General features: G+C 71.2%; 23 protein-coding genes. 6 read left to right on the top strand and 17 right to left on the bottom strand.

Features of this window, described 5'->3' with window-relative positions:
* Positions 1 to 27: 27 nt before the first annotated feature.
* From paaE to paaA, 5 genes are read right to left on the bottom strand one after another with little or no spacing between them, the layout of a single operon-like run.
* Positions 28 to 1,116 (bottom strand): 1,2-phenylacetyl-CoA epoxidase subunit PaaE, encoded by a 1,089-nt coding sequence (paaE, locus tag ACYVK7_RS09175; RefSeq protein ID WP_460887388.1) that lies wholly within the window; start codon positions 1,114 to 1,116, stop codon positions 28 to 30.
* Position 1,117: 1 nt separating this feature from the next.
* On the bottom strand, positions 1,118 to 1,672 hold the full coding sequence (gene paaD, locus ACYVK7_RS09180) for a 1,2-phenylacetyl-CoA epoxidase subunit PaaD (RefSeq protein WP_460887389.1): 555 nt from the start codon (positions 1,670 to 1,672) through the stop codon (positions 1,118 to 1,120).
* Positions 1,669 to 2,604, bottom strand: a complete 936-nt coding sequence (paaC, locus tag ACYVK7_RS09185; RefSeq protein ID WP_460887390.1) for a 1,2-phenylacetyl-CoA epoxidase subunit PaaC — start codon at positions 2,602 to 2,604, stop codon at positions 1,669 to 1,671. The genes paaD and paaC overlap by 4 nt, the downstream gene beginning before the upstream one ends.
* Positions 2,605 to 2,648: 44 nt before the next feature.
* The gene (gene paaB, locus ACYVK7_RS09190; protein WP_460887391.1) at positions 2,649 to 2,945 is read right to left on the bottom strand and encodes a 1,2-phenylacetyl-CoA epoxidase subunit PaaB; all 297 of its coding nucleotides are present in this window, start codon (positions 2,943 to 2,945) and stop codon (positions 2,649 to 2,651) included.
* On the bottom strand, positions 2,942 to 3,994 hold the full coding sequence (gene paaA / locus ACYVK7_RS09195; protein WP_460887392.1) for a 1,2-phenylacetyl-CoA epoxidase subunit PaaA: 1,053 nt from the start codon (positions 3,992 to 3,994) through the stop codon (positions 2,942 to 2,944). The genes paaB and paaA overlap by 4 nt, the downstream gene beginning before the upstream one ends.
* 117 nt (positions 3,995 to 4,111) lie before the next feature.
* Between paaA and paaZ the strand changes: the two genes are divergently transcribed.
* The 4 genes from paaZ (at position 4,112) to ACYVK7_RS09215 (ending at position 7,909) form a co-directional block, all read left to right on the top strand.
* Positions 4,112 to 6,148, top strand: coding sequence for a phenylacetic acid degradation bifunctional protein PaaZ (gene paaZ, locus ACYVK7_RS09200; RefSeq protein WP_460887393.1), 2,037 nt, complete (start codon positions 4,112 to 4,114; stop codon positions 6,146 to 6,148).
* A 104-nt stretch (positions 6,149 to 6,252) separates the two neighbouring features.
* Positions 6,253 to 6,867 (top strand): TetR/AcrR family transcriptional regulator, encoded by a 615-nt coding sequence (locus tag ACYVK7_RS09205; protein ID WP_460887394.1) that lies wholly within the window; start codon positions 6,253 to 6,255, stop codon positions 6,865 to 6,867.
* A gap of 5 nt (positions 6,868 to 6,872) precedes the next feature.
* Positions 6,873 to 7,493, top strand: coding sequence for a trimeric intracellular cation channel family protein (locus tag ACYVK7_RS09210; RefSeq protein WP_460887395.1), 621 nt, complete (start codon positions 6,873 to 6,875; stop codon positions 7,491 to 7,493).
* A 20-nt stretch (positions 7,494 to 7,513) separates the two neighbouring features.
* Positions 7,514 to 7,909, top strand: coding sequence for a PaaI family thioesterase (locus ACYVK7_RS09215; protein ID WP_460887396.1), 396 nt, complete (start codon positions 7,514 to 7,516; stop codon positions 7,907 to 7,909).
* A 226-nt stretch (positions 7,910 to 8,135) separates the two neighbouring features.
* Here the strand turns inward: ACYVK7_RS09215 and ACYVK7_RS09220 are convergent, their stop codons facing one another.
* From ACYVK7_RS09220 to ACYVK7_RS09245, 6 genes are all read right to left on the bottom strand, one after another.
* Complete coding sequence (locus ACYVK7_RS09220) at positions 8,136 to 8,402, bottom strand: hypothetical protein (protein WP_460887397.1); 267 nt, start codon at positions 8,400 to 8,402, stop codon at positions 8,136 to 8,138.
* Positions 8,403 to 8,436: 34 nt separating this feature from the next.
* Positions 8,437 to 9,918, bottom strand: a complete 1,482-nt coding sequence (locus ACYVK7_RS09225) for a DUF222 domain-containing protein (protein ID WP_460887908.1) — start codon at positions 9,916 to 9,918, stop codon at positions 8,437 to 8,439.
* Positions 9,919 to 10,019: 101 nt separating this feature from the next.
* Positions 10,020 to 11,177 carry an MFS transporter gene (locus ACYVK7_RS09230; protein ID WP_460887398.1) on the bottom strand — a complete coding sequence of 386 codons (1,158 nt, stop codon included), beginning with the start codon at positions 11,175 to 11,177 and terminating at the stop codon, positions 10,020 to 10,022.
* A gap of 165 nt (positions 11,178 to 11,342) precedes the next feature.
* Positions 11,343 to 12,734, bottom strand: coding sequence for a dihydrolipoamide acetyltransferase family protein (locus ACYVK7_RS09235; protein ID WP_460887399.1), 1,392 nt, complete (start codon positions 12,732 to 12,734; stop codon positions 11,343 to 11,345).
* Positions 12,731 to 13,732, bottom strand: a complete 1,002-nt coding sequence (locus ACYVK7_RS09240; RefSeq protein WP_460887400.1) for an alpha-ketoacid dehydrogenase subunit beta — start codon at positions 13,730 to 13,732, stop codon at positions 12,731 to 12,733. Before ACYVK7_RS09240 ends, ACYVK7_RS09235 begins: the two co-directional genes overlap by 4 nt.
* Entirely contained in the window at positions 13,732 to 14,871 is a 1,140-nt protein-coding gene (locus ACYVK7_RS09245; RefSeq protein ID WP_460887401.1) for a thiamine pyrophosphate-dependent dehydrogenase E1 component subunit alpha, read from the bottom strand. Before ACYVK7_RS09245 ends, ACYVK7_RS09240 begins: the two co-directional genes overlap by 1 nt.
* A gap of 155 nt (positions 14,872 to 15,026) precedes the next feature.
* Here ACYVK7_RS09245 and ACYVK7_RS09250 point away from each other — a divergent pair, with 155 nt between their 5' ends.
* Positions 15,027 to 15,521: an Lrp/AsnC family transcriptional regulator gene (locus ACYVK7_RS09250; protein ID WP_460887402.1), complete on the top strand. Its 495-nt coding sequence runs from the start codon at positions 15,027 to 15,029 to the stop codon at positions 15,519 to 15,521.
* 21 nt (positions 15,522 to 15,542) lie between these two features.
* Here the strand turns inward: ACYVK7_RS09250 and ACYVK7_RS09255 are convergent, their stop codons facing one another.
* Together ACYVK7_RS09255 and ACYVK7_RS09260 are read right to left on the bottom strand one after the other, a co-directional pair.
* Positions 15,543 to 15,917, bottom strand: coding sequence for a YciI family protein (locus ACYVK7_RS09255; protein ID WP_460887403.1), 375 nt, complete (start codon positions 15,915 to 15,917; stop codon positions 15,543 to 15,545).
* A 73-nt stretch (positions 15,918 to 15,990) separates the two neighbouring features.
* A complete protein-coding gene (locus tag ACYVK7_RS09260) occupies positions 15,991 to 16,341 on the bottom strand; it encodes a cupin domain-containing protein (RefSeq protein ID WP_460887404.1) in 351 nt (116 codons plus the stop codon).
* 114 nt (positions 16,342 to 16,455) lie between these two features.
* Between ACYVK7_RS09260 and ACYVK7_RS09265 the strand changes: the two genes are divergently transcribed.
* Positions 16,456 to 17,445, top strand: coding sequence for an ArsR/SmtB family transcription factor (locus ACYVK7_RS09265; RefSeq protein ID WP_460887405.1), 990 nt, complete (start codon positions 16,456 to 16,458; stop codon positions 17,443 to 17,445).
* Between the two features lie 157 nt (positions 17,446 to 17,602).
* Here the strand turns inward: ACYVK7_RS09265 and ACYVK7_RS09270 are convergent, their stop codons facing one another.
* The 4 genes from ACYVK7_RS09270 to ACYVK7_RS09285 form a co-directional block, all read right to left on the bottom strand.
* The gene (locus tag ACYVK7_RS09270; protein ID WP_460887406.1) at positions 17,603 to 21,652 is read right to left on the bottom strand and encodes a ThuA domain-containing protein; all 4,050 of its coding nucleotides are present in this window, start codon (positions 21,650 to 21,652) and stop codon (positions 17,603 to 17,605) included.
* Positions 21,653 to 21,762: 110 nt separating this feature from the next.
* Positions 21,763 to 22,641 (bottom strand): sugar phosphate isomerase/epimerase family protein, encoded by an 879-nt coding sequence (locus ACYVK7_RS09275; RefSeq protein WP_460887407.1) that lies wholly within the window; start codon positions 22,639 to 22,641, stop codon positions 21,763 to 21,765.
* Positions 22,642 to 22,741: 100 nt separating this feature from the next.
* A complete protein-coding gene (locus ACYVK7_RS09280) occupies positions 22,742 to 23,470 on the bottom strand; it encodes an ABC transporter ATP-binding protein (protein WP_460887408.1) in 729 nt (242 codons plus the stop codon).
* Positions 23,467 to 24,258 carry an ABC transporter ATP-binding protein gene (locus ACYVK7_RS09285; protein WP_460887409.1) on the bottom strand — a complete coding sequence of 264 codons (792 nt, stop codon included), beginning with the start codon at positions 24,256 to 24,258 and terminating at the stop codon, positions 23,467 to 23,469. Before ACYVK7_RS09285 ends, ACYVK7_RS09280 begins: the two co-directional genes overlap by 4 nt.
* Positions 24,259 to 24,268: the final 10 nt, after the last annotated feature.

Genomic DNA, 24,268 nt, shown 5'->3' on the forward strand with positions numbered 1-24,268 from the left:
GAGAAGTGGGCCGGTGCCCACGCACGGTCAGGCGTCGAAGTCGACCACGACGTCGGAGCTGACCGGGTAGCTCTGGCACGTGAGGACGAAGCCGGCGGCCACCTCCTGGGGTTCGAGAGCGTAGTTGCGCACCATGTCGACCTCGCCGCCGCGCACCTTGGCCCGGCACGTGCCGCACACCCCTCCCTTGCACGCGAAGGGCAGGTCGGCGCGGACCTCCTGCGCCGCGTCGAGGAGCCTCGTGCCCTGCGACATCGCGCTGGTCGTCGCGCGGCCGTCGAGGACGACGGTCACCTGGCTGGTCGCGCCCTCGACGACCCGGTCCGCGTGGCGCAGCGGGGGCGGCGGCTCGTCGACGTAGAAATGCTCCACGTGCACCCGCTCGGCCGGGACCCCGAGCTCCGCGAGCACCGTGCGCGCGTCGGCCAGCATGCCGAACGGCCCACAGAGCCACACGTGGTCCATGTCACCGACCGGGACCACGAGCGTCAGCAGCTTGCGCAGCCGGTCGCCGTCGAGCCTGCCGGAGAACAGCTCGACGTCGCGCGGCTCCCTGGACAGGACGTGGACCAGGTCGAGCCGCTCGCGGTGCACGTTCTTGAGATCGGCCAGCTCCTCCGCGAACATCACCGAGCTCGTGGTGCGGTTGCCGTAGAGCAGCGTCACCCGCGCGTCCGGGTTGCTCAGCACGGTGGCGGCGATCGAGAGCATCGGCGTGATGCCGGAGCCTGCCGCGACGCACAGGTGCCGTCCGCCCTGGGCCGGGTCGGCCCGGAAGCTGCCGCTCGGCGGCTGCACCTCGATCCGGTCACCCGGCCGCACGTGGTGCACCAGCCAGGAGGAGAACAGCCCGTCGGGGATCACCCGCACGCCGATCCGCGGAGCGCTGCCCACGGGCGAGCAGATCGAGTACGTGCGGCGGTGCTCGACGCCGTCGACCGTGCGCCGCAGCGTCAGCGACTGGCCCGCGTCGAAGGCGAAGACGTCGGCCAGGCCGGCGGGCAGGTCGAACGTCACGGCCGCCGCGTCGTCGGTCAGCTGCTCGACGTCGGTGACGGTGAGGGTGTGGAACGTCGTCCGCGAGGCGCGGGCGCCGGTCGGCGCGATGGCGGTCACGTCAGATCTCCTTCACGTGCTCGAACGGCTCCCGGCAGGTCAGACAGCGGTACAGCGCCTTGCAGGCGGTGGAGCCGAACTCCGAGCCGACCACGGCGTCGGCGGACCCGCAGCGCGGACAGCGCACGGCACGGCGCGCGGGCACCAGGCGCAACGGCACCGGGCCGGTCCGCCGGGAGGCCGGCCCCGGCGGGGAGATCCCGGCCGCGGCGAGTGCCGCACGTCCCGCCGGGGTGATCCAGTCCGTGGTCCAGGCGGGTTCGAGGACCACCCGGACCCGCGCGTCGGTGAAGCCGGCGGCCCGCAGCTCCCGCAGCAGGTCGTCCCGCATGGTCGCCATCGCCGGGCAGCCGGAGTAGGTGGGCGTGATGGCGGCGACCACGGCCCCGTCGTCGGCGACGGCGACGTCCCGCAGCACCCCGAGGTCGACGAGGGTGAGCATCGGCAGCTCCGGGTCGACGACGGCGGACGCGGCCGCCCACGCCCGGTCGAGCGTCCCGTCCCGGTCGGCCGTCCCGTCCCGGAGCGCCGGCTCCCGGCGCAGCGCGGAGGTCACCAGTTCCCCATGGGGTGTGCGCGGGCGACCACCTGCATCTCGGCGAGCATCCTGCTGTGCTCCTCGGTGTGGCGGCCGTCGCGGCCCTTGCGGCCCTGCACGCCCGCGAGCGGGGGCACGGTCGGCCGGGTGACGGCGCTCGCCGTCAGCACCTGGTCGAGCACCGCGTCGACGTCGGCGGCGAGTTCCGCCGGGTCCACGCCGACGCCGGCTGCGGCCACCTGCCGCTCGACCTCGTGCGTCTCGAACAGCTCGGTCCGGTACGGCCAGATCGTGTCGAGCCCCGCGAGCAGCCGGCGCCGGGACTCGTCGGTGCCACGGGCCAGGGTGAGGAACCAGCGGCCCGCGAAGTCCCGGTGGTAGGCCAGCTCCTTGACGCCCTTGGCGGCCACCGCGGCGAGCACCGCGTCGCGGCTGTGCGTCAGCCTCTCGAGGAGCGCGAGGCGCCACGTGGAGAAGAGCAGGATCCGCGCGACCGTCTGCGCGAAGTCGCCGCCCGGGATCTCCACGAGCCGCACGTTGCGGAAGCGCAGGTCGTCGCGGAAGTAGGCGAGCCGGTCCTCGGCCGGGACCGGCGAGCGCTCCGGGAGATCGGGGACCTGGCCGGGGTCCGCGGCGGCCGCCCGCGCGAGCAGCAGCCGAGCCTGGCCGAGCAGGTCGAGCGCGATGTTCGCCAGGGCGATGTCCTCCTCGAGGTCCGGCGCGTTGCTGCACCACTGCGCGAGCCGCTGGGACAGCACCAGCGCGTCGTCGCCCAGCATCAGGCAGTACGTCGCCAGCGCCGCCGGGTCCACGCCGTCAGGCACCGTGGTGTCGACGCCGGCGAGCGGGTCCTCGAAGTCGGTCCCGAACGCCCAGTGGGCGTCGTTGACGAGCAGCCCCGCGTACGCGTTGTCGTGCTCGTCGGGGTCGTGGGTACGGACGTCGGGCATGCGGTGCTCCTTCGTGCGCCGGACGGTTCGTGCGCCGGGTGGCGCTACATGTGCGGGACGTCGGCGGGGATGTCGTAGAACGTGGGGTGCCGGTAGACCTTGTCGCCGCTGGGCGCGAACAGCGGGTCCTTCTCGTCCGGGCTGGACGCGGTGATCGCGCTGGAGCGCACCACCCAGATGCTCACGCCCTCGTTGCGGCGCGTGTAGACGTCGCGGGCGTGCCGCAGCGCGAGCTGGTCGTCGGGTGCGTGCAGCGACCCGACGTGCACGTGGTTGAGGCCGCGCTTGCCGCGCACGAACACCTCGTAGAGCGGCCACTCGCCGCTGATCCGGCCGGTCATGTCGTCTCCGTCCCGTCGTGCCGCGCGTCAGCGGGGTCGGCATCGGCACCGACCTCGACGCCGGAGCCGTTCGCGAAGGCGAGCGCCGCCTCCCGGACCCAGGCGCCGTCGTCCCAGGCCCGCTTGCGGTGCGCCACGCGCTGGGCGTTGCACGGCCCGTTCCCCTTGACCACGGCCCAGAGCTCGGCCCAGTCCGGCTGACCGAAGTCGTGCGCGCCGCGTTCCTCGTTCCAGACCAGGTCGGGGTCCGGCAGGGTCACGCCGAGGGCCTTCGCCTGGGGCACCGTCATGTCGACGAAGCGCTGGCGCAGCTCGTCGTTGGTGTGCGTCTTGACGCCCCACGCCATGGACTGCGCGGTGTTGGGCGAGGCGTCGTCCGGCGGGCCGAACATCATCAGCGACGGCCACCAGAACCGGTCGACGGACTCCTGGACCATGGCCCGCTGCTCGTCGGTGCCGCGCATCATCGTCATGAGCAGCTCGTAGCCCTGCCGCTGGTGGAACGACTCCTCCTTGCAGATGCGGATCATGGCCCGCCCGTAGGGGCCGAACGACGTGCGGCACAGGGGCACCTGGTTGCAGATGGCGGCGCCGTCGACCAGCCAGCCGATGGTGCCCATGTCGGCGTAGCTGAGCGTGGGGTAGTTGAAGATCGACGAGTACTTCTGCCGGCCGCTGATCAGCATCTCGGTAAGCTCCTGGCGGGAGACGCCGAGCGTCTCCGCGGCCGAGTAGAGGTAGAGGCCGTGCCCCGCCTCGTCCTGCACCTTGGCGAGCAGGATCGCCTTGCGCCGCAGCGAGGGCGCCCGGGTGATCCAGTTGCCCTCCGGCTGCATGCCGATGATCTCGGAGTGGGCGTGCTGGGCGATCTGCCGGACCAGCGTCCTGCGGTAGGCCTCCGGCATCCAGTCGCGCGGCTCGATGCGGTCCTTGCGCGCGATCACGGCCTGGAAGCGCGCCTCGAGCTGCTCCTCGCTCTCGGGCCGGGCCTCGGGCTCCCGCTCCGGCCCTCGCTCCGGCCCTCTCTCCGGTTCCGTGACTACCGACATGGGCACCTCCGCTGGGCGACGTCTGCTATTTACCGACCGAACGTTCTGTAATACATTGACACAGGCACAGCGGGTAGCACAACGGCCCGGGCAGACCGATCTGGAGGGGTACGCACAGTGAGCACACTGGAGAGCTACGTCGCGGGCGCCTGGTTCCGCGGGACCGACGGCGGCGAGCCCGTCCTGGACGCGGTGACGGGCGCGGAGGTCACCCGTGTGACCAGCCACGGGCTGGACTTCGCCGCGCTGGTCGCCCACGCCCGCCAGGTCGGCGGCCCGGCGGTCCGGGAGCTGACGTTCCACGAGCGGGCGAGCGCACTCAAGGAGCTGGCGCTGCACCTGGGCGGGCACAAGGACGAGTTCTACGCGCTGTCGGCGCGCACCGGCGCCACCCGGCGTGACTCGATGGTCGACATCGACGGCGGTATCGGCACGCTGTTCAGCTTCGCGAGCAAGGGCAAGCGCGAGCTGCCGAACGACACGGTGGTGCTCGACGGCGACCTCGAGCCGCTCGGCAAGGGCGGCACGTTCGTCGGCCAGCACCTGTACACGTCCCGCCCCGGCGTCGCCGTGCAGATCAACGCCTTCAACTTTCCCGTGTGGGGCATGCTCGAGAAGCTCGCGCCCGCGTTCCTCGCGGGCCTGCCGAGCATCGTCAAGCCGGGCAGCCAGACCGCGTACCTCACGGAGGCGGTCGTCCGGCGGATCGTCGCGTCCGGCATACTGCCCGAAGGCAGCCTGCAGCTGGTCTGCGGCAGCGCCGGCACGCTCCTGGACCACCTCGGCGAGCAGGACTCCGTGGCCTTCACCGGGTCGGCGCACACCGCCGACATCCTCCGGAACCACCCGTCGGTGCTGCACCGCGGCGTCCGGCTCGGGGTGGAGGCCGACTCCCTGAACTGCTCGATCCTCGGACCCGACGTGACCGCGCAGGACGAGGAGCTCGACCTGTTCGTCAAGGGCGTCGTCACCGAGATGACCGTCAAGGCGGGCCAGAAGTGCACGGCGATCCGGCGCGTCGTCGTCCCCGAGGCGATGGCGGACACCGTGGTCGACGCGATCAGCGCGCGCCTGGACCGCATCACCGTAGGGAACCCCGCCGACGAGAGCGTCCGGATGGGCGCGCTCGCCAGCCTCGGCCAGCGCGACGAGGTGCGCAAGGCCATCGAGGCGCTGCGCGCGTCCGCCGACATCGTCTACGGCGACCCGGCGCACGTCGACGTCGTGGGAGCCGACGCCGAGCGCGGGGCCTTCCTCTCCCCCGTCCTGCTGCGCGCTCGTCCCGGTGCCGCCGAACCCCACGACGTGGAGCCGTTCGGCCCGGTCGCCACCGTGCTCACCTACGGCTCGGTGCGCGAGGCCGTGGACCTGGCCGCCCGCGGGCGCGGCAGCCTGGTGGCGTCCCTGGTCACGCACGACCCGCAGGTCGCGCGCGAGATCGCCCGGGGCCTCGCCCCCTGGCACGGCAGGCTCCTGATCCTCGACCGCGACGACGCCGCCGAGTCGACCGGCCACGGCAGCCCGCTGCCGATGCTCGTGCACGGCGGGCCAGGGCGCGCCGGCGGTGGCGAGGAGCTGGGCGGCATCCGCGCCGTGCTGCACCACATGCAGCGCACCGCGATCCAGGGTTCCCCCGACATGCTCACCGCGGTGACCGGCCGGTGGACCACCGGGTCGCGCCGGGTGCTCGACGGCGTGCACCCGTTCCGCAAGTCGCTGGCCGAGCTGCGCGTCGGCGACACGATCGAGACCGCACCCCGGACGGTCACGCACGACGACATCGACCACTTCGCGGAGTTCACCGGGGACACCTTCTACGCGCACACCGACCCGGAGGCCGCCGCGGCGAACCCGTTCTTCGGCGGCATCGTCGCGCACGGCTACCTCGTGGTGTCCCTGGCCGCCGGCCTGTTCGTCGACCCGGAACCCGGACCGGTGCTCGCCAACTTCGGCGTCGACCACCTGCGGTTCCTCACCCCGGTCAAGCCGGGCGACACGATCCGGGTGAGCCTCACCGTCAAGCAGCTCACCCCGCGCACCTCCGCGGACTACGGCGAGGTGCGCTGGGACGCGACGGTGACCAACCAGGACGACGAGCAGGTGGCCACGTACGACGTGCTGACGCTGGTCGCGAAGGGAGCAGCCGGTGAGTGATCGGTAGAACGTCAGGTGATCGGTAACCCGAGTTGCCGATCACCTGACAGATTGCCGATCACTCCCCGCCCGCCCGGACCAGCCCCGTCTGGGACGATGCTCGGATGACCACAGACGCCACCGCGCCGGGCCGCCGGCCGCGCGGACGCCCGGGCCACGACCGCGAGGCGGTGCTCCGCACGGCCATCGACCTCTTCATCCGCCGCGGGTTCGACGCCACGTCGATCAGCGACCTCGCGGCGGAGCTGGGCGTCACCAAGTCGGCGGTCTACCACCACTTCCCGAGCAAGGAGGCGCTGCTCTCCGCGGCGCTCGACGAGGCGCTGGAAGGACTGAGCTCGGCGGTCGAGTCGGCGGCCACGGCCACCGACGGCGAGCGCAGCTCCGTCCGCCTGCGGACCACCGTCGAGGCGGCGGTCCGGATCCTCGCCGGCAACCTCCCCGCCGTCACGCTCCTGCTGCGCGTGCGCGGCAACAGCGACGTCGAGCGGGCGGCCATGGAACGGCGCCGGCACATCGACGAGCGCCTGGCCGCCCTGGTCCGCCAGGCCGCCGCGGAGGGCGACCTGCGCGGCGACGTCGACCCCGACCTCGTCAGCCGTCTGGTCTTCGGCATGGTCAACTCCCTCGCCGACTGGTACCGGCCCGACGGGCCGCTCGGCGAGGACGCACTGGCCGCCACCGTCTCCAGTGTGCTGTTCGAGGGCCTCCGACCATGAACGTCATGTTCGCGCTCGACCTGATCGGCGTCTTCTTCTTCGCCGTCTCGGGATCCCTCCTGGCCGCCCGCCGCGACTTCGACATCGTCGGATCGGTCATGCTGGCGTCGCTCGTCGGCCTGGGCGGCGGCGTGATCCGCGACCTGGTCATCAACCAGGGCGTGCCGAACGCCTTCCAGCAGCCCCTCTACATCGTCCCGCCGCTGCTGGCTGCCCTGGCGGTCTACCTGCACGTCTTCGGGGTCCGGCGGCTGCGCCGCACGCTGCTGCTGTTCGACGCCGGAGGCCTCGCGTTGTTCTGCGTCACCGGGACGCTCACGGCCCTGGAGTCGGGCATGGGCGCGGTGACGTCGGTGCTGCTGGGGCTCACCACCGCGGTGGGCGGCGGGGTGATGCGGGACGTCGTCGCCAACGAGGTGCCGCAGGTGTTCCAGCCCCAGGGCATCTACGCGATCCCCGCCGTGGCGGGCGCCGCGCTGACCTCGCTGCTCTGGAACCTCGACTGGTTCAACGTGGTCACCGGCAGCGCCGTGGCGGCGCTGGTGTTCACCGCGCGGGGCCTCTCGCTGCGCCACCGCTGGCGGGTGCCGCTGGCCGGGCGGGCGGGGGCGGGCGGGATGCCGTAGCGGCGACCTACAGTGTCGGCATGACGACGCCGTGGACGATCACGCTGGGTGCTCTGGACGAGAAGCTGGGCATCCAGGTCGTGGAGCAGTCGGTGCAGCGCGTCGTGGCCACCATGCCGGTGGCGGGGAACACCCAGTCGCTGAACCGGCTGCACGGCGGAGCGACCGCCGCGTTCGCCGAGGCCCTGGGATCGTGGTGCGCGCTGATCCACGCCAGCACGATGGACAAGGTGTGCGCGGGCGTGGACCTCAACATCACGCACCACCGGGGCGCGGAGGACGGTCTGCTGACCGGCACCGCGACTCCCGTGCACCTGGGGCGGACCATCACGTCTCACGAGATCGTCGTCACCGACGAGCAGGGCCGCCGCATCTGCACGGCGCGGATCACCAACCAGCTGATCGAACCCCGCTGACGGGCTTCGGTCCTGCTGGTGGGGACCTGTGCCCGTCCAAGCGTCAGCCGATCCGCTCGGCGGGATGCGACGTGCGACCCTTCCTCGACCGGAGCTCGACCGGGTAGTCGGGGTCTGGCAGCTGCGGTGCTGGGCCACGGTGCTGGGCCTCGGTGCCGGGCCTCCGGCACCCACCGGTCACGCCGTCTCGGCGGTGTACGTCGCGGTGTTGCCGGGCGTCTGGTGGTCAGGCAGCTTCGGCGTCCGGTGGGGGTAGGGGTTCGAGGGCTTCGGGTAGTCGGATGCGGTGGCCGCGGGGGTCGGTGAAGGCCCATCCGGTCTCGAGCAGTGCTCCGGGCATACCGGTGCCGGTGCGCGTCTCGGTGTGGGTGGTGGTGGGTTTGCCGGTCCAGTGCATGGTGATGCCCTTGGCATCCACGAGCTGGTGATGGAACCAGCACAGCAGGGCGCTGTTGGCGACGGAGGTCTCTCCTCCGTCGGCCCAGTGGGTCACCGCGTGGTGGACCTCGCACCGTGACGGCGGCTGGTCACACCCGGGATACACGCAGTGCTGATCGCGGGCGATGACCGCACGCCGCATCTGCCNTGGTGACCGCACTGTCACACGCCAACCGCCGCAACAACGCGCGTGGTGCACGACCACCGGTCTCGGTGAACACCGGGCCACCACCCGTGAGCAGCCCGGACAGCGACGTTGTACCGGCCGTGCCCGTGGCGCCGACCGCGCCCGTGCTGGTGGTGCCAGTCGTGCTGGTCGTGCCAGTCGTGCTGGTCGTGCTGGTCGTGCTGGTCGTGCTGGTCGTGCTGGTCGTGCTGGTCGTGCTGGTCGTGCCAGCCGTGCCCGTGGTGCCAGCCGTGCCGGTGGCGCCAGTGGTGCCGGTTGGGGCTCGGCGTGTGGTCGTGTGCCCGCAGGTCACGCAGAGGCCGTCGCGGGTGCGGGTGACCTGGGTCTCCAGCTCGGTCCAGGACACCGTGACATGTAGGTGCGGGGCGATCGCCGCCCCCGGCGAGGCCTGGTTCGTGTCCAGCACGACGCGGGCCACATCCGCCAGGGCTTGCGCCCGCCGCTGCCCCGTGGTGCGGGTGTCCTCCGCGGCCGGGGCACCCATCACCGCGGTCAGCGCGCTCTGGACCAGCAGTCCGTGTTCGTCGGTGAGGAAACCAGCCACGTGATACCCACCCAACGTCTTGGACAGGTCCAGGAACTCACCCCGGGCCGCCTTGTCGTCCTCCACCTCGTCGGTATCCGGGTCCGTCACCGACGCGAACCTGCGCGCCACCACCCGGAACTGATCCGCGTTCAGCACGTTCGCCTCCCGCAGGACCAGACCCTCACCCGTCACCAGCGTCCCGTCAGCGACCGCGTCCTGCAGCACCCGGGTGACCACCGCACGCGTGCGGGACCCGTCCGGGTCATCCACGGGGAAGTCGACGGGCACGGTCTGCACGAACTGTTCCGGCGTCGTCGCCTCTCCGGTACGGGTATCGATCAGCCACGCCAACGCATCCGTACGCGTCTCACTGGTCGGGGCGACCTGCGTCAACACCCGGACATGATCCACACCCACGGTTCCCGCGACCAGGCGTTCCCGGGTCACCGGCAGTGCGGTTGCCAGACGACGGGCGATCAGCATGTCCTTACGCGCCGTCCCAGCCGAGACACCCTCACGGACACGGAGCCAGGACGCGAACGTACGCGCCATCCCGCCCGACCGCCACGAACCTTCCGCCTCGATCCTGGGCAGCACTGTGTATCGGACACCGTCCAACCGGCCGGTCACCTGCCGGATCCGGGCATGCGCGTCGACCAACCGGCCCACACTGGGTGCGTCCCACCCCTCCAACACCCCCGGGTCCGTCAGGACCGCGAGATCAGCTACCGCGGCCTCGATCCGCGCCAGCGCGTCCTCGACCGACCGAGCAGCAGGCAGAGCACCAGGCGCCGTCCCATCCGTCGGCTGACCCATCAGCACCCACCCCCTTGCCCGTCGCCTGTTCGCCGATCCCATTATCTCGAACACTCGTACGTATCGCAGGGTCAAAATAGAATCTGTGGATAACTCTTCACGACCTGGTCGGGATGCCTGACCGCCCGGAGGCTGTGGCAGTCTCAGCCGGGACCCCGGCGAACGAGGGCGATACTCACGCCGCTGAGGGCCGCCGCCGCGGCGAACGTGGCAGGTAGACCGATGGCGTCGGTGGCGAAGCCGATCGCGGGCGGTCCGCCGAGGTAGGCGATGTACCCCACGGCACTGACCCGCGCGGTCATCGTCGCGGCGTGTCCGGGCGCTGACCGGCCGGCCCGGGAGACCGCGATGGGGAAGACCGGGCCAAGGAACAGCCCGACCAGGCCCATGGCCACGACCATGACCAGCGGATGGGCGACCAGGGAGCCGAGCACCACGAGGCAGATCACGACTACGGCGACGGTCGTCAGGACCCCATGTTCCGTGAAGCGGTTCAGCACGGCGTCACCGGCCGAACGAGAGATGAACATCGCCAAGCTGAACAACGCCAGAGCGGTGGCCCCCAGGGAGGCCGGCGCTCCGAGGTCACGGGTGATCAGCAGAGCCGACCAATCGGTGACCAACCCCTCGACGAGCAGGCCGGATACCGCCAGCACCGCAATCGCCACCGGCAGGCCGAAGCGCCCGTTTCGGGCAAGGGCGGGGTCGGCGTCTTCGACCCCTCGGGCGCCGGGGTTCAAGGGTTGCGACCACAACGCCGGCGCGCACACCAATGTGAGGCCCACAAGGACGACGGTGACGGCGAGGAAGTGCTCGGTCACCGTGCCACCCCCATGCGTGGCGGCCACGCCTCCCAAGGCTCCGGCGAGCACGCCCAGGCTGTACCCACCGTGCAACCGGGACAAGACCCGGTGACCGGTGAGCTGCTGGTAGGCGATACCGGTGGTGTTCATTGCGATGTCGAGGACGCCGCTGGACGCCCCGAGCAGCATGAGCACGCCGGTCAGCTGCCATACGTCCTCGACGAGGCCGATCAAGGGCAGCGACGCGCTGAAGAGCAGCGCGGTCATCACGCAGACCGGTCCCGACCTCACCCGGTCAAGGATCCGGGCGGTGAGCAGCAGTGCGGGGACAGACCCTGCGGCGACACCGAACAGGGCAGTGCCCAATTCGCGGTCGCTGAGATCCAGAAGCTGCTTGACCTCTGGTATCCGCGGGGCCCAACTGGAGAGAACAGCCCCGTTGAGAAAGAAGACAGCCCAGAGCCGGGCGGCGAAAGAACGGTTGTGTGCCAGATGCAAGGCGACCCTCAGGCCGCCCTGACGACTGTTCGCCTTTCCCCCGGACGGTCAGGAGAGGCGGCCTGTGGCACGACAACGCTCTCACGCCACCAACGAGGCATCAAGCCCGTAGAGCGCGTGTTAGAAGGGCGGCGCCGCTGAACACCACAGCCCAGCGGCACCCCGTCAGAGCCGCACGATCGCCGCGGCGGGGTGCTCGACGGCGTCGGCCACCGAACGCACGAACCCGGCCGCGGTCGCACCGTCGCACACCCGGTGGTCGAACACGAACGACAGCTGGGCGATCTTGCGCGGCACCAGCTGGCCGTCGACCACCCACGGCCGGTCGATGATGCGGCCGAGGCCCAGGATCGCGACCTGCGGGTGGTTGATGATCGCCGCGCTGCCGTCCACCCCGAGGCTGCCGTAGTTGTTCAGGGTGAACGTGCCGGCCGTGAGCTCCTCCGGCGTCGCCCTGCCGGCTCGTGCCCGGGTCGTGAGGTCGCGCAGGGCGGTGTCGAGCTCGGTCGTCGTCATCGAGCCGGCCCCGAGCACGGCGGGCGCGACGAGCCCGAGCTCGCTTTGCACGGCGATGCCGAGGTTGATGACGTCGGGAACGACGATCTCGTCGTGCTCAGCGTCGAACCGGGCGTTGAGAACCGGGTACTCCTTGAGGCCTGCCACGACGAACCGTGCGACGTACGCGAGCAGGCCAGGCCCTGGGCCGGCCGGCGTGCGGGCGGCCTCGCGCAGTTCCCAGAGCGCCGTGGCGTCGACGTCGACCCAGACCGTCGCCTCGGGGATCTCCGCACGGCTCCGCGAGAGCACCCGGGACGCGGCCCGTTGGAAGCCGCTGAGCGGGATGCGCCGCTCGCCGGGAGCGCTCGGGACGGGCACCGCGGCGCTCGGGACGGGCGCCGCACTCGGCACGGCCCCGGGCGGAGCGGCCTGAACAGCGGGCGCGGGCGCCGCAGCAGCTGCCCGCGCGCCCTCGACGGCGGCCCACACGTCGGACCTGGTGACCACCCCGCCGGCGCCGGTGGGCCGGATCGTGTGCAGGTCCAGCCCGGCCTCGCGGGCCAGTCGCCGGACGATAGGCGAGACCACCTTGACCGGCCGGTCGTCCGGCACGGCGGCGGGGGCCACCGGCGGTGCGCCGCGCGGCCGGCGTCGGCGACCCGAGGCGGCCCGCGCCGAGGTGCCGTACCCGATGAGCACGTTGCCCGAGCCGGCCTGTTCCTCCTCGCGATAGGCCTCGGCGGCCTCCCCATCGCGCGCAACCTCCCCATCGCGCGCCGCCTCCCCATCGCGCCCGGTACCGACCTCCTCCGGTTCGATCGTGATCAGCGGCCTCCCGACCTCCACGAGCTCGCCCTCTGCCGCGTGCAGCACGCCGACCCGGCCGGCGTACGGGCTGGGTACCTCGACCACGGACTTGGCGGTCTCGACCTCGACCACCGGCTGGTCGACGGCAACGGTGTCACCCTCGGCGACCAGCCACTGCACCACCTGGGCCTCGGTCAGTCCTTCCCCGAGGTCGGGCAGGAGGAATGTCTGTGCGGTCGCGGTGCTGGTCACGCGTCCTCCCACTGGAGCTCGTCGACGGTGTCGAGGATCCGGTCGACCGACGGGAGCTGGAAGTGCTCGAGCTTCGGCGGCGGGTACGGGATGTCGAACCCGGTGACGCGGCGCACCGGTGCCGACAGCGAGTGGAAGCAGCGTTCACTCACCCGGGCCGCGATCTCGGAGGCGACGCTCGCGAAGCCCGCCGCCTCCGCGATGACGACCGCGCGGCCCGTCGACTCCACGGCCGCGCACACGGTCGCGTCGTCGAACGGCACGATCGAGCGCAGGTCGACCACCTGCAGGCTCCTGCCGTCCCCCGCGGCCACCTCGGCCGCCTCGAGCGCCACCGGCACGGCCGCCCCGTAGGCGATCAGGGTGGCGTCGGTGCCCGGCCTGCGTACGACGGCCGTACCGATGCCCGGCCCCGCGCTACCCAGGGCGACCTCGCCCTTCGCCCAGTAGAGCTTCTTCGGCTCGAGGAAGACGACCGGGTCGGGCGACGCGATCGCCTCGCGCAGCAGCGAGTACGCGTCCGCGGGGTTCGACGGCGCGACGACGTGCAGGCCAGGGGTGTGGGCGTAGTAGGACTCCGACGAGTCGCAGTGGTGCTCGACCCCGCCGATGCCGCCGGCGTACGGGATCCGGATGACCAGCGGCAGCCCCACGCGACCGCGGGTCCGGTTCCGCATCTTGGCGATGTGGCTCGCCACCTGCTCGAACGCGGGATAGGCGAAGGCGTCGAACTGCATCTCGATGACGGGACGCATGCCGTTCATGGCCAGGCCGACGGCGAAGCCCGCGATCCCCGCCTCGGCGAGCGGTGTGTCGAAGCAGCGGTCCTCCCCGAACAGAGCCGTGAGGCCGTCGGTGACCCGGAAGACGCCGCCGAGCGTGCCGACGTCCTCACCCAGCACGAGCACCGAGGGGTCCTCCGCCATGGCGTCGTGCAGGGCCCGGTTGATCGCCTGCGCCGTGCTGAGCGTCGCGCGCTCCACCGTGGTGGTCGTCATCAGCGGGTCTCCACTCTGCTCTGCGGGCCACGGCCCTGCGAGTCACGGCCCTGCGAGTCACGGCCCTGCGAGTCACGGCCCTGCTGATCCCTGCTGAGCTCGTCCCTGACCTGGGCGAGCTGTTCCTCGAGCTGGGGCGTCGGGCGGTCGTAGACGTACCGGAACAGGTCGTCGGGGTCGGGTTCGACGTCCTGGTTCAGGCCGTCCCGCATGCGGCGGGCCACCTGCTCCGCGGCCTCGCCGAAGGCCGCTGCCCGCGCGTCGTCCAGCACACCCTCGACCCGCAGGTACGCGTCCAGCCGCGCCAGCGGGTCCTTGGCCGCCCAGGCCGATACCTCGTCGTCGGCGCGGTAGCGAGTCGCGTCGTCGGCGTTGGTGTGCGCCTGCATGCGGTAGGTCAGTCCCTCGACGAGCTGTGGCCCCGCGCCGCCGCGGGCGCGCTCGACCGCTCCGGACAGGACCGACAGGAGCGCCGCGAGGTCGTTGCCGTCCACCTGTTCACCCGGGACGCCGTAGCCAACTCCCTTGTGGGCGAGGGACGGGGCCGCCGTCTGCCGGGCCAGCGGCACCGAGATCGCGTACTGGTTGTTCTGGACGAAGAAGACGACCGGCGCCCGGAAGACCGCCGCGAAGTTCAGCGCCTCGTGGAAGTCGCCCTCGCTCGTGCCGCCGTCGCCGCACATCGCCAGCACCACGACGGGCTCCCCGCGCAGGCGCGCCGCGTGCGCCACGCCCACGGCGTGCGGGAGCTGCGTGGCCAGCGGCGTCGTCAGGGGTGCGACGTGCTGCTCGTACGGGTCGTACCCGGAGTGCCAGTCGCCTTTGAGCAGGCCGAGCGTGTCGACCGGGTCGACCCCCCGCGCGGCGACGGCCGCGGTGTCCCGGTAGGTGGGAAAGAGCCAGTCGTCGGCGGTGAGCACCTGTGCCGCCGCGACCTGGCAGGCCTCCTGCCCGAACGACGACGGGTAGACCGCGAGCCGACCCTGCCGCACGAGCGCGGACGCCTGCTCGTTGAAGCGGCGGGCGGCGATCATGCCCGCGAGGCCCCGCAGCAGCGCATCGGCCGCGGGCAGGCCCTCCGCGGCCGTGGGACGGCCGTCCGGGCCGAGGAGCATGACCGGCTCCCGGGACGGGAGCATGCGATCTGGGTCACTTGCCCTGCCTGTGATGCCTGTCATATAGATATGATCGTCAAGGTTCTCTCCGGAATCCATCAACGGCGACGATCCAAGAGAACGTCCAGCAATATGCTGGTCATGCGATCCAAATGTCCACCGGCGAAGGAGCTGAGGGCGTGGCCGCAAGACAAGTGGAATCGAGTCTTGACGACGTCGACCAGCGCATCGTCGACGAGCTGCGGCAGGACGGCCGCATGTCCATGCGCACGCTGTCCGAGAAGCTGCACATCTCGCGTGCCAACGCCTACGCGCGCGTGCGCCGCCTCGAGTCGACGGGCGTCATCCGCGGCTACCGCGCGGACATCGACCCGGTGCTGGCCGGCCTGGGCACGTCGGCCTACGTCACGGTCAACCTGGAGCAGGCGGAGTGGCGCTCGGTCCGGGAGGAGCTGCGCAGGCTCCGGGGCGTGGACCACATCGGGCTGGTCGGGGGCGAGTTCGACCTCGTCCTGCTCGTCCGCGCACGGGACAACGCCGACCTGCGGCACCTGATCCTGGACCAGATCCAGGGCATGAAGGGCATCGTGAACACGCACACGCTGCTGGTGTTCGAGGAGCCGATCCCCGCCGGGCCGGGGCCGGCAGCCACGCCGTCCGGCGATGACCGCTGACCCCGCCCGGCGTCCGGTCCGCTACTGGGGCTCCTCCTGCAGGGCACGCACCTCGATCCGCGACTGCAGGGCCGCGGAGGCCCGCTCGGCCCAGCCGAGCGCGGTCTCCTGGTCCGCGACGTCGATGATCCAGAACCCGCCGACGTACTCCGGCGCGTCCACGAACGGACCAGGGACGCGCTTCGGTTCGGCGCCGGTGGCGTCGACGGTGATCGCGGTCGACGGCGGGTGCAGCCCGCCCGCGGTCACCCAGGCCCCGGACTCGGTCAGGGCGGTGTTGAAGGCGCCGACGGCGGCGAAGACCGCCTCCAGCTCCGCCGGGTCCATCTCCTTCATCGACTCCATCGTCGGTTCCTCTGCCGCGTCGTGCGGCATGGTCAGGAAGTACTGGGTCATGGGACTGCTTCCCTTCTGACTGGTTGCGCTGAATTCTGGTCGTGCGCGCGACGGCGGGCAACACCTGCCGCCGTCATGCTTCGGGAGCGAACTCCTGGATCATCACCGGCGAGGCGTGGATGCAGACCATCCGGAGCGTCCCGGTACCGGTGTTGGTGAAGCGGTGCCACGTGTCCGCCGGTGCGACGGCGGTGTCACCGGCGCGGGCGACGAAGGTCGCGTCGCCGACCACGATGGTCGCCTCGCCCTCGAGCACCGACCAGGTCTCGTCGTACGGGTGCCGGTGGAGGCTCGGGCCCCGGCCCGGGTCGTTGGTGACGAGGAAGAACGACACGTTGGCCCCGTAGGACGCACCCTCGAACCGGAGGGTGCGGCTGTCGCCGATGCGGATGCTGTCGGCGGGGATCGGTGCGGAGCTGGGCATGAGATTCCTTTCAGCGGGATCTTCGACGGGACCTACAGCGGCACCTTGAGCGGGTGTCGCGTCCTGATGGCCCCACTCTCCGCCCGACACGGCACCACTGACTACGCTTTCGACGTGGATCGAAAGTACGTGGAGTTCCGGCTCGGTTCGAGCGACATCTCGGCGGTGCGGTTCGGCATCTCCCCCGGGCACGAGCTGGTCCATGCGGTGCGGACCACCCTGCGCCCGCAGAGCGCACCGCTGCACTGGGGGTGGTTCCGCGGTCTGGACACCAGGCCGTCCGGCGAGGCCTTCCGGCTGATCGCCACGATCTGCGGCGTGGACGGCTACCTGCCCGACTTCTTGACCGCCACGCCGTCGGGCGACATGACGCCGGAGGAGGAGGCCGAACGGCTCCGCCAGGTCCCCGCCGAACGGCTCCGGTTCGACCTGGAGAAGATGGTGCTCCGCTCGACCGGCGCCAGGCAGCAGGAGATCCGCGACCTGATCGCGGCGCCCGACCGCGCCAGGACGCGGATCGTCGGGGCGTGGCAGGAGGTATGGGACACGCTGCTCGCACCCGTCTGGCCGCAGATGCTGCGCCTGCTCCGAGCGGACGTCGCGGTCCGCTCGCGGCGCAGCAGCGACGCGGGGCTCGCCGAGATGGCCGGCACCCTGCACTCGACGGTGACCTGGGCCGACGAGATCGTCCGCGTCCAGATGCGTCAGCACGAGGAGGTGGTCGACTGCGGCGGGACCGGCCTGGTGCTGGTCCCCTCGGTCATGATGGCCACCCGCGGCTGCGCCGTGCTCACCGAGCGCCCGGCCCAACCCACGATCTTCTACCCTGCGCACGGTGTGTCCGAGACCTGGCACCGCGACGGCGCCGACGCCCTCGCCGCACTCACCGCCCTGCTCGGGGCGGCCCGCGCCCGCCTCGTGCTCGAGCTCCAGCAGCCGCTTTCGACGTCCGAGTGCGCCCGGCTGACCGACCTCGCGGTGTCCACCGCGTCCCACCACCTCACCGTGCTCCGCGACGCCGGCCTGGTCGACAGCCGCCGCACCGGTGTGCGCGTGCTGCACACCCGCACGCCGCTGGGCGAGGCGCTGGCGGGCGTCCGGTAGCCGACGCGGTCGGGCTGGCCGGGCGGGTCGGGCTGGCCGGGCGGGTCGGGGGGTCGCCATCTCTGGAAGCACGACCGGACGCGGACGGCCCGAGGCGTCTCGCCCCGGGCCGCCCGCGTCCGTCACGCGTCCGTCCCGCGTCCGTCCACGAGTCGGGTCAGCGCCGCTCGCCCTTCCGGGCGACGTCGCTCTGTGCGGCGGCGCGGTTGATGTCCCGTCCCTCCTTCTCCGTCAGCACGCCGTCGCTCTCGAGCTCCGCCACCACGGTTCGTACGTGCTTGATGAACTCGCCGCGGTTGCTCCAGTCCTGCTCGTCGAGGATCCGGTCGTTGACCGTGCATCCGTCACCGGCGTCATGGTTCGGCACGCCGCTGTCCACGTCTCCCACGACCACGGTCGCGCGCTGGTCAGGATCGGTGCACGCACCCGGTCCGGCAGGGTCCCCGGGCTCGATCTCCATCCAGTTCACCCGCGCCTTGCTGTCCGGGAAGACGAGATGGAGCGGGAACGTGCCCTCCGTGGGCAGCAGGTCCACCGTCACGGTCTGCCAGGCCGCGGCGTCGTCCGCCACCACGATGCTCGCGTCGCTCCCCCGCTCGGACGAGTCGACCGCCGTCGCGCCGCCGTCCTCGTCGAACTGGTACCACGCCAGGTTCCCCCCGCCGACGTCGCCGCCGGCGCGGCCCACCAGGGACTGGACCTCCTGCGGTGTCAGTGCCCTGTCGAACAGGTTGACGTCGTCGACAGCGCCGTCGAGCAGCGGGTCCGGCCACTGGGACTTCCCGATCAGGTTGTTCGGGGTCTGCCCCAGGTCCGACGGGCTCAGGGTCATGCTGGTGTTGGTCCCGATCACCTCGCCGTTCAGGTACAGCGTGCCGGTCGTGCCGGACTGCGTCACCGCGACGTGCTGCCACCCGTCCGTCGGCAGCTGCTGCGAACCATTGATCTGCTGCTCACCGGACCCGGTGGTGATGGCATACCGCAGCTTGTCGGTACCACCGGCGCTGGGCGTGAGGAACATGTTGTTGTCCGTCCCCGAGCCGAAGTCGAAGACCCGGGCCCACGTCTGGTCACCGTTCCAGTTCACCCATGCGGAGAACGTGAAGTCGTCGACGTCGCTGACGATGTCGGCCGGCAGCTCCATGTGCTCCAGCGGGCTCGACCCACCCAGCTGGACGGCGCTGCCGAATCCGGCGGGGCCGTCGGACCGGCCGATCTCGACGCCTCCGTCGATCTGGGCGGTCCCCAGCAGCTCCCCGTCGGGGGCGTCGCGGCGGACCTCGACGGTGGCGTCCTCCGCGGCGGCGGCCCGCAGCCTCAGCGCACCGTCGCCCTCGAGGTTGTACGGCTCGTACGACGCCCAGGCGCTGCCCTGCCCCTCGATCGCGTCGCCGCCTCCGGTCTCCGGGTCGTTCGCGGGGCTGACCTGGATCCCGGAGGAGTCGGTGAAGTGCTCCACCTCCTTGCGCGGCTGCTGCAGGACGTGGGTCGCGGCACCGGTCAGCTCCGGTGAACCGACCTCACCACCAAGGTCCGTGTAGCTCGCGATGACCACCAGCGAGATGTCCGCGGCGTCACCGTGCTCGGCGTCCTCCTGCGTCTCGAGCACCCCGACGCAGCCCGTCTGCGAGTGACCGGGGTGCACGTGCGCGTTGCCACCCTCGTCGTGATACAGACCCTGCTGGACGGTCACGCGCTCGCAGTCGATGTCGCCACCGGAGCCGTCCTCCGTGTCGGAGACCGAGATCCGATAGGGGATGTCGTCGCCCCAGGTGAATACCTGCCCCTGGGCCGGCGCCTCGATCGTCACCTCCGGTCGGGTGTTCCCCGCCGCGATCGTCAGACTCGAGCTGTGGTTCCGCCCCGACGGGTCGCTGACCGTCAGCCGCGCCGTGAACTCGCCTGCCTCGGTGTAGGTGTGGGTCGGGTTCACCTGGTCCGACGTGGTCCCGTCCCCGAAGTCCCAGGCGTACGTCAGGTCGTCACCGTCCGGGTCGTGACTCTCCGAGCCGGAGAAGGTCACCTCCAGCGGAGTGGCCCCCGAGTCCCGGTCGGATCCGGCCACCGCCACCGGCGTGCGCGCACCGTCCGTGTAGTTGATCTTGTAGAGACCGGAGTCGGGGTTGACGCCGCCTCCGGCGTAGTTGAAGTCGACGCCCCACTCGAGGAGGTACATCGCACCGTCGGGTCCGAACGCCATGTCCTGAGGACTGCGGAACTCGGTGTTCGGCATGAACTGCTCGAAGTCCGCGTAGTCGCCGTTGTCGTCCAGGTGGACGACGCCCATCCAGTTCCGAGACCACTCCATGACGAACACCGTGTCGTCGTAGTAGGCGGGGAACTGGCCGTCTCCCAGCAGCTCCGGGTCGTAGTGGTAGACGTCGCCGGCGAGGGCGGTACGGCCCGCACCGCCCGGAAGCTCCGGGAACTGCGGGGACGCGCCGTACGGGTACCAGATGAACGCGTCCTCGGCCGGCGGCACGACGTCCAGACCGGTGTTGAACGGGGAGTCGTTGGCCGGGCCGTTCTCGCAGTCGAAGAGCTCACCGGGCGTGCTGGTGGCGAAGTCCCACTCGCGATAGGGCTGGTTGTCCGCGATGCAGTACGGCCAGCCGTAGTTGCCCGCCTCCCGGATCTGGTTCCACTCGTCATGGCCGCGCGGACCGCGGGTCGTGCTGTTGTTGCCCGCGTCCGGCCCCACCTCGCCGGCATAGACCCAGCCGGTCTCGTCGTCCACGGCGATCCGGAAGGGGTTGCGGTGGCCCATCGTGTAGATCTCGGGTCGCGTCCTCTCGGTACCGGGCTCGAACAGGTTGCCCTCAGGGATCGAGTACGAGCCGTCGTCCTCGGGGGTGATCCGCAGGATCTTGCCCCGGAGGTCGTTGGTGTTGCCGGACGTGCGGCGCGCGTCGTAGCTGTGCTTGGCGTCCTCGCTCGAGTGCTGGTCGTGGACCCGTCCGTCGATCGGCGTGTATCCCTGCGACGCGAAGTGGGCGGTGTCGTCGCCCAAGGAGATGAACAGGTCGCCGTCGGGTCCGAACGTCATCGATCCGGCGGAGTGGCAGCACACCTCCCGCTGGTGCGGGATCTCGAGGAGCACCTGCTCGGACGCCATGTCCAGGGCCGTGCCGTCGACCGTGAACCGCGCGACGCGCTGCACCTCGGGGGACGGTGCGCTGTAGAAGAGGTATATCCACTGGTTCGTCTCGAAGTCCGGGTCGACCGCGATGCCCAGCAACCCGTTCTCGTTACCACGATGCACCGGGATGTCCGCCACCTTGGTGACCGAGCCGTTCTCCGGGTCGTACTGCTTGACCGCCCCACCCAGCTCGACGTAGAAGACCCGCCCGTCGGACGCGACCGCCAGCTCCATCGGGTTGGCGGTGTTGTCGTCCAGCGTGATCTTCTCGAACGACGCCTCCGTCGGGAGGCCGTCGCGCGGCTCACCGCAGTCGCCGTCCACGGCACCTGCCGACCACTGGATGCCACCGAGGATGTGCTCACGCAGGAGCGGTTCGTCGTAGTGCTCCGCGTTGTGCCCCAACGCCGTGTACCAGGTGCGGCCACCGTCGAAGTTGGAGCACCAGGCGATCGGGTGGTCCGCACCCATGGCGCCCGGACCGGGCTCGTACGTCGACTCGTCCAGGGTCGCCAGGACGTGCACCTTCTCGCGCGGGTTGGCCGTGAAGTTGTACCACTCGTCCGTGCGGACCCACTCGGCGGGCAGCGCCGCGGTGGACGGGTGCGTGGCGTCCTCGACCCGAACCGTGGCTTCCTGGAACTGGTCGGCTCCCGACGGGTGGTTCCTGAAGAACGCACCACCCATGAGATCGGCCCACCAGGGCCAGTCCGTCTTGTCCATGTTGGACGACGAGTGCAGGCCGACGTGGCCGCCGCCTGCCTGGATGTACCGTTCGAACGCGGTCCGCTGGTCGGCGTCCAGCGTGTTCTCACCATCGGTGTAGAACACGATGGCCTCGTAGTCGGCCAGCCCGTCATCGGTGAAGACCGATGCGTCCTCGGTCTCGGTCACCGAGAAGCCGTTGGCGACCCCCAGCTCCTCGACGGCGTCGAGGGCCGCCGGGATCGAGCCGTGCCGGAAGCCGGTCGTCTTGTGGAAGAACAGGACGTCGAATTCGTCCTCCTGTGCCTGGGCGGGGCTGATCGCCGCCGCTGTCAGAGTCGAAGCCAGGAAAGCCGTGGCCACGGCACCTGCGATGGATCGCTTGCGTCTTTGCATGGACCTCTCACCGTCTCTCGTCACTGGATGCGGGCCGACCTTCCGTCGGTCACCGCCGAACCACCCACCGGCCGGTTTCACGCCATCGGCGCCCCCTCTCGGACGAGGCCAGACAGGAAGGCCAGGCCGTCGACGGCGATGGCGTCCTGGTTCGCCGCGAGCGGCCGCCAGATCGAGGCGGCGACCGCGATCGTCTCGTTGTCCTGCGTGAACGACTCGATCGTCATCGGCCCCTGGTAGCCCACGTCGTCGAGCGCGTCGACGATGCCGCGCCAGTCGACGTGATCGGCCCCCGGGGCACCTCTGTCGTTACCGGACACCTGCACGTGCGCGACTCTGGCGCCGGCACGCCGGATGGCCGCGGGGATGTCCTGCTCCTCGATGTTCATGTGGAAGATGTCCAGACCGACACCGCAGGCCTCGGCCGGCAGACCTTCGAGCGCTTCGAGCGCTTGGTCGACGGTGTTGATCAGGCTGGTCTCGAACCTGTTGAGCGGTTCGACGGCGACCGTGATCCCGGCGGCGCGGGCGTGCTCGACGACAGGGGCGAGCCCGTCCCGGAGCTGCAGGTAGCACGCACGCCTCTCGGTCTCGGACATCCGCCAGGTACGGCCCACCGACGTGTAGGCAGGTCCGGCGACCACCGGTGCCGAGACCGTGTGCGCCATGTCGACCACGCGACGCATGTAGTCACGGGTGGCCGTGATCGTGGCGCGGTCCGCCGCGACGAGCTCACGTCCGGCGCCCATGGCAAGCACGAGCGTGGCCGTCAGGCCGAGCGACTCGAGCAGCGTCGCGGCACGCTCTGGGTCCCAGTCACCGACGTCCTCCACCGGGAGCTCGATCGAGTCGAACCCCCAGTCCGCCACGCGCGGCGCCAGCTCGGCCAGCTTGGCGTCGGTGAGGGGTGACGTCCATACCCACGTGTTCACTCCGAAGGTTCTCGCTGCGTTCACCTGTGCTCCTCTGCGGTGTTGGCCCGGCTGTCTGCCGGGTACGTCCCATGGCAAGGCGCCACTACGCCGTGCCACTACGCCGTGCCACTACGCCGTGCCACTACGCGGTACCGACGCCCAGGTACTGGCTCTGCAGGTCCGGCCGCGCCAGCAGCTCGTCGCCCGTGAACTCCGCCTCGATGCGCCCCGAGACCATGACGAGCTGGCGGTTCGCCATCCGGGTGGCGGCGCGCAGGTTCTGCTCGACGACGAGCACCGCGACGCCCTCGTCGACCAGCTGCCGGACCGCGGACACCAGGACGTCGACGATCGTGGGAGCCAGCCCCTCTGACGGTTCGTCCATGACGATCAGCCGGGCGTTGAGCAGCAGCGCCCGTCCGACGGCGAGCATCTGCTGCTCACCACCGGACAGGTCCGCTCCCCCGTGCTTCTTGCGCTCGGCGAGGCGGGGGAACAGCTCGTAGACCGCATCCGGCGTCCACCGCTTGTTCCGAGCCCGCCGGGCGAGCATCGCGAGGTGCTCGTCCACCGTGAGCGACGGGAAGAGCCGCCGACCCTGCGGCACGTAGGCGATCCCCGACCGGGCCACCCGTTCCGGTGTCAGGTTGTCCACCCGGCGCCCGCGCAACGAGACCTGCCCCGCCGACGACGGGAGGAACCCCACGAGCGTGTCGCAGAAGGTCGTCTTACCCATCCCGTTGCGGCCGACGATCCCGACCGCCTCGACGCCCATCCGGAAGCTGACGCCGCCCAGCACCGTCGATGCGCCGTACCCGGCCGAGAGCCCGTCGACGGCGAGCAGGGGTTCACCGGCGCTGTCCATGGTCATCCCTCCACTCCGAGGTAGATCTCGTGCACGACCGGATCGCCGCGGACCTGGTCCGGTTCCCCCGCGGCGACGATCTCGCCGTCGGCCATGACCACCACCCGCTGCGCCACGGTGAACGCCACGTCCATGTCGTGCTCGATCAGCAGCAGCGTCACCTCCCCGGCCAGCGAGCCCAGCAGCTCCGTCAGCTGCTCCCGCTCACCGCGGGACAGGCCCGACGCCGGCTCGTCCAGGAGCAGCACCTCCGGGTCGCCGGCCATCGCCATGCCGAGCTCCAGCTGACGGCGCTGCCCGTGGGACAGCTCGCCCGCCGTCGTGGCCAGGTCATCGGCCAGCCAGACCGCCTCGGCGACCTCACCCGCGGCATCGTCCAGCTGCCGGTCACGGTGGGAACGCCAGAGCGGCCACTGGTGACGCTGGCGTCCGGCCACCGCGAGATAGAGGTTCTCGCGCACCGTCAGCCCGTCGAGGCACCGCGCCTTCTGATAGGTGCGCACCACGCCGAGCCGGGGCCGGTACCTCGACGGAAGGAACGTGCAGTCCCGTCCCTCGATCAGCACAGCGCCCTCGGTGGGCCGGATGTCCCCGGCGATCACGTTGAACAACGTGCTCTTGCCCGCCCCGTTGGGACCGAGGACCGCCAGCCGCTCACCTCGGGCCACGTCGAGGTCCAGCCCCTTGAGCGCGCGCAGCCCGCCGAAGGCGACGACGACGGACCTGACCTGGATCGCCGGTACGGCACTCGGCCGGTGCGCCGATTCCTCTCTGCCCCGCGGCACGGTCGTCATCTCGTCGCCC

The organism is Promicromonospora xylanilytica (assembly GCF_054782895.1).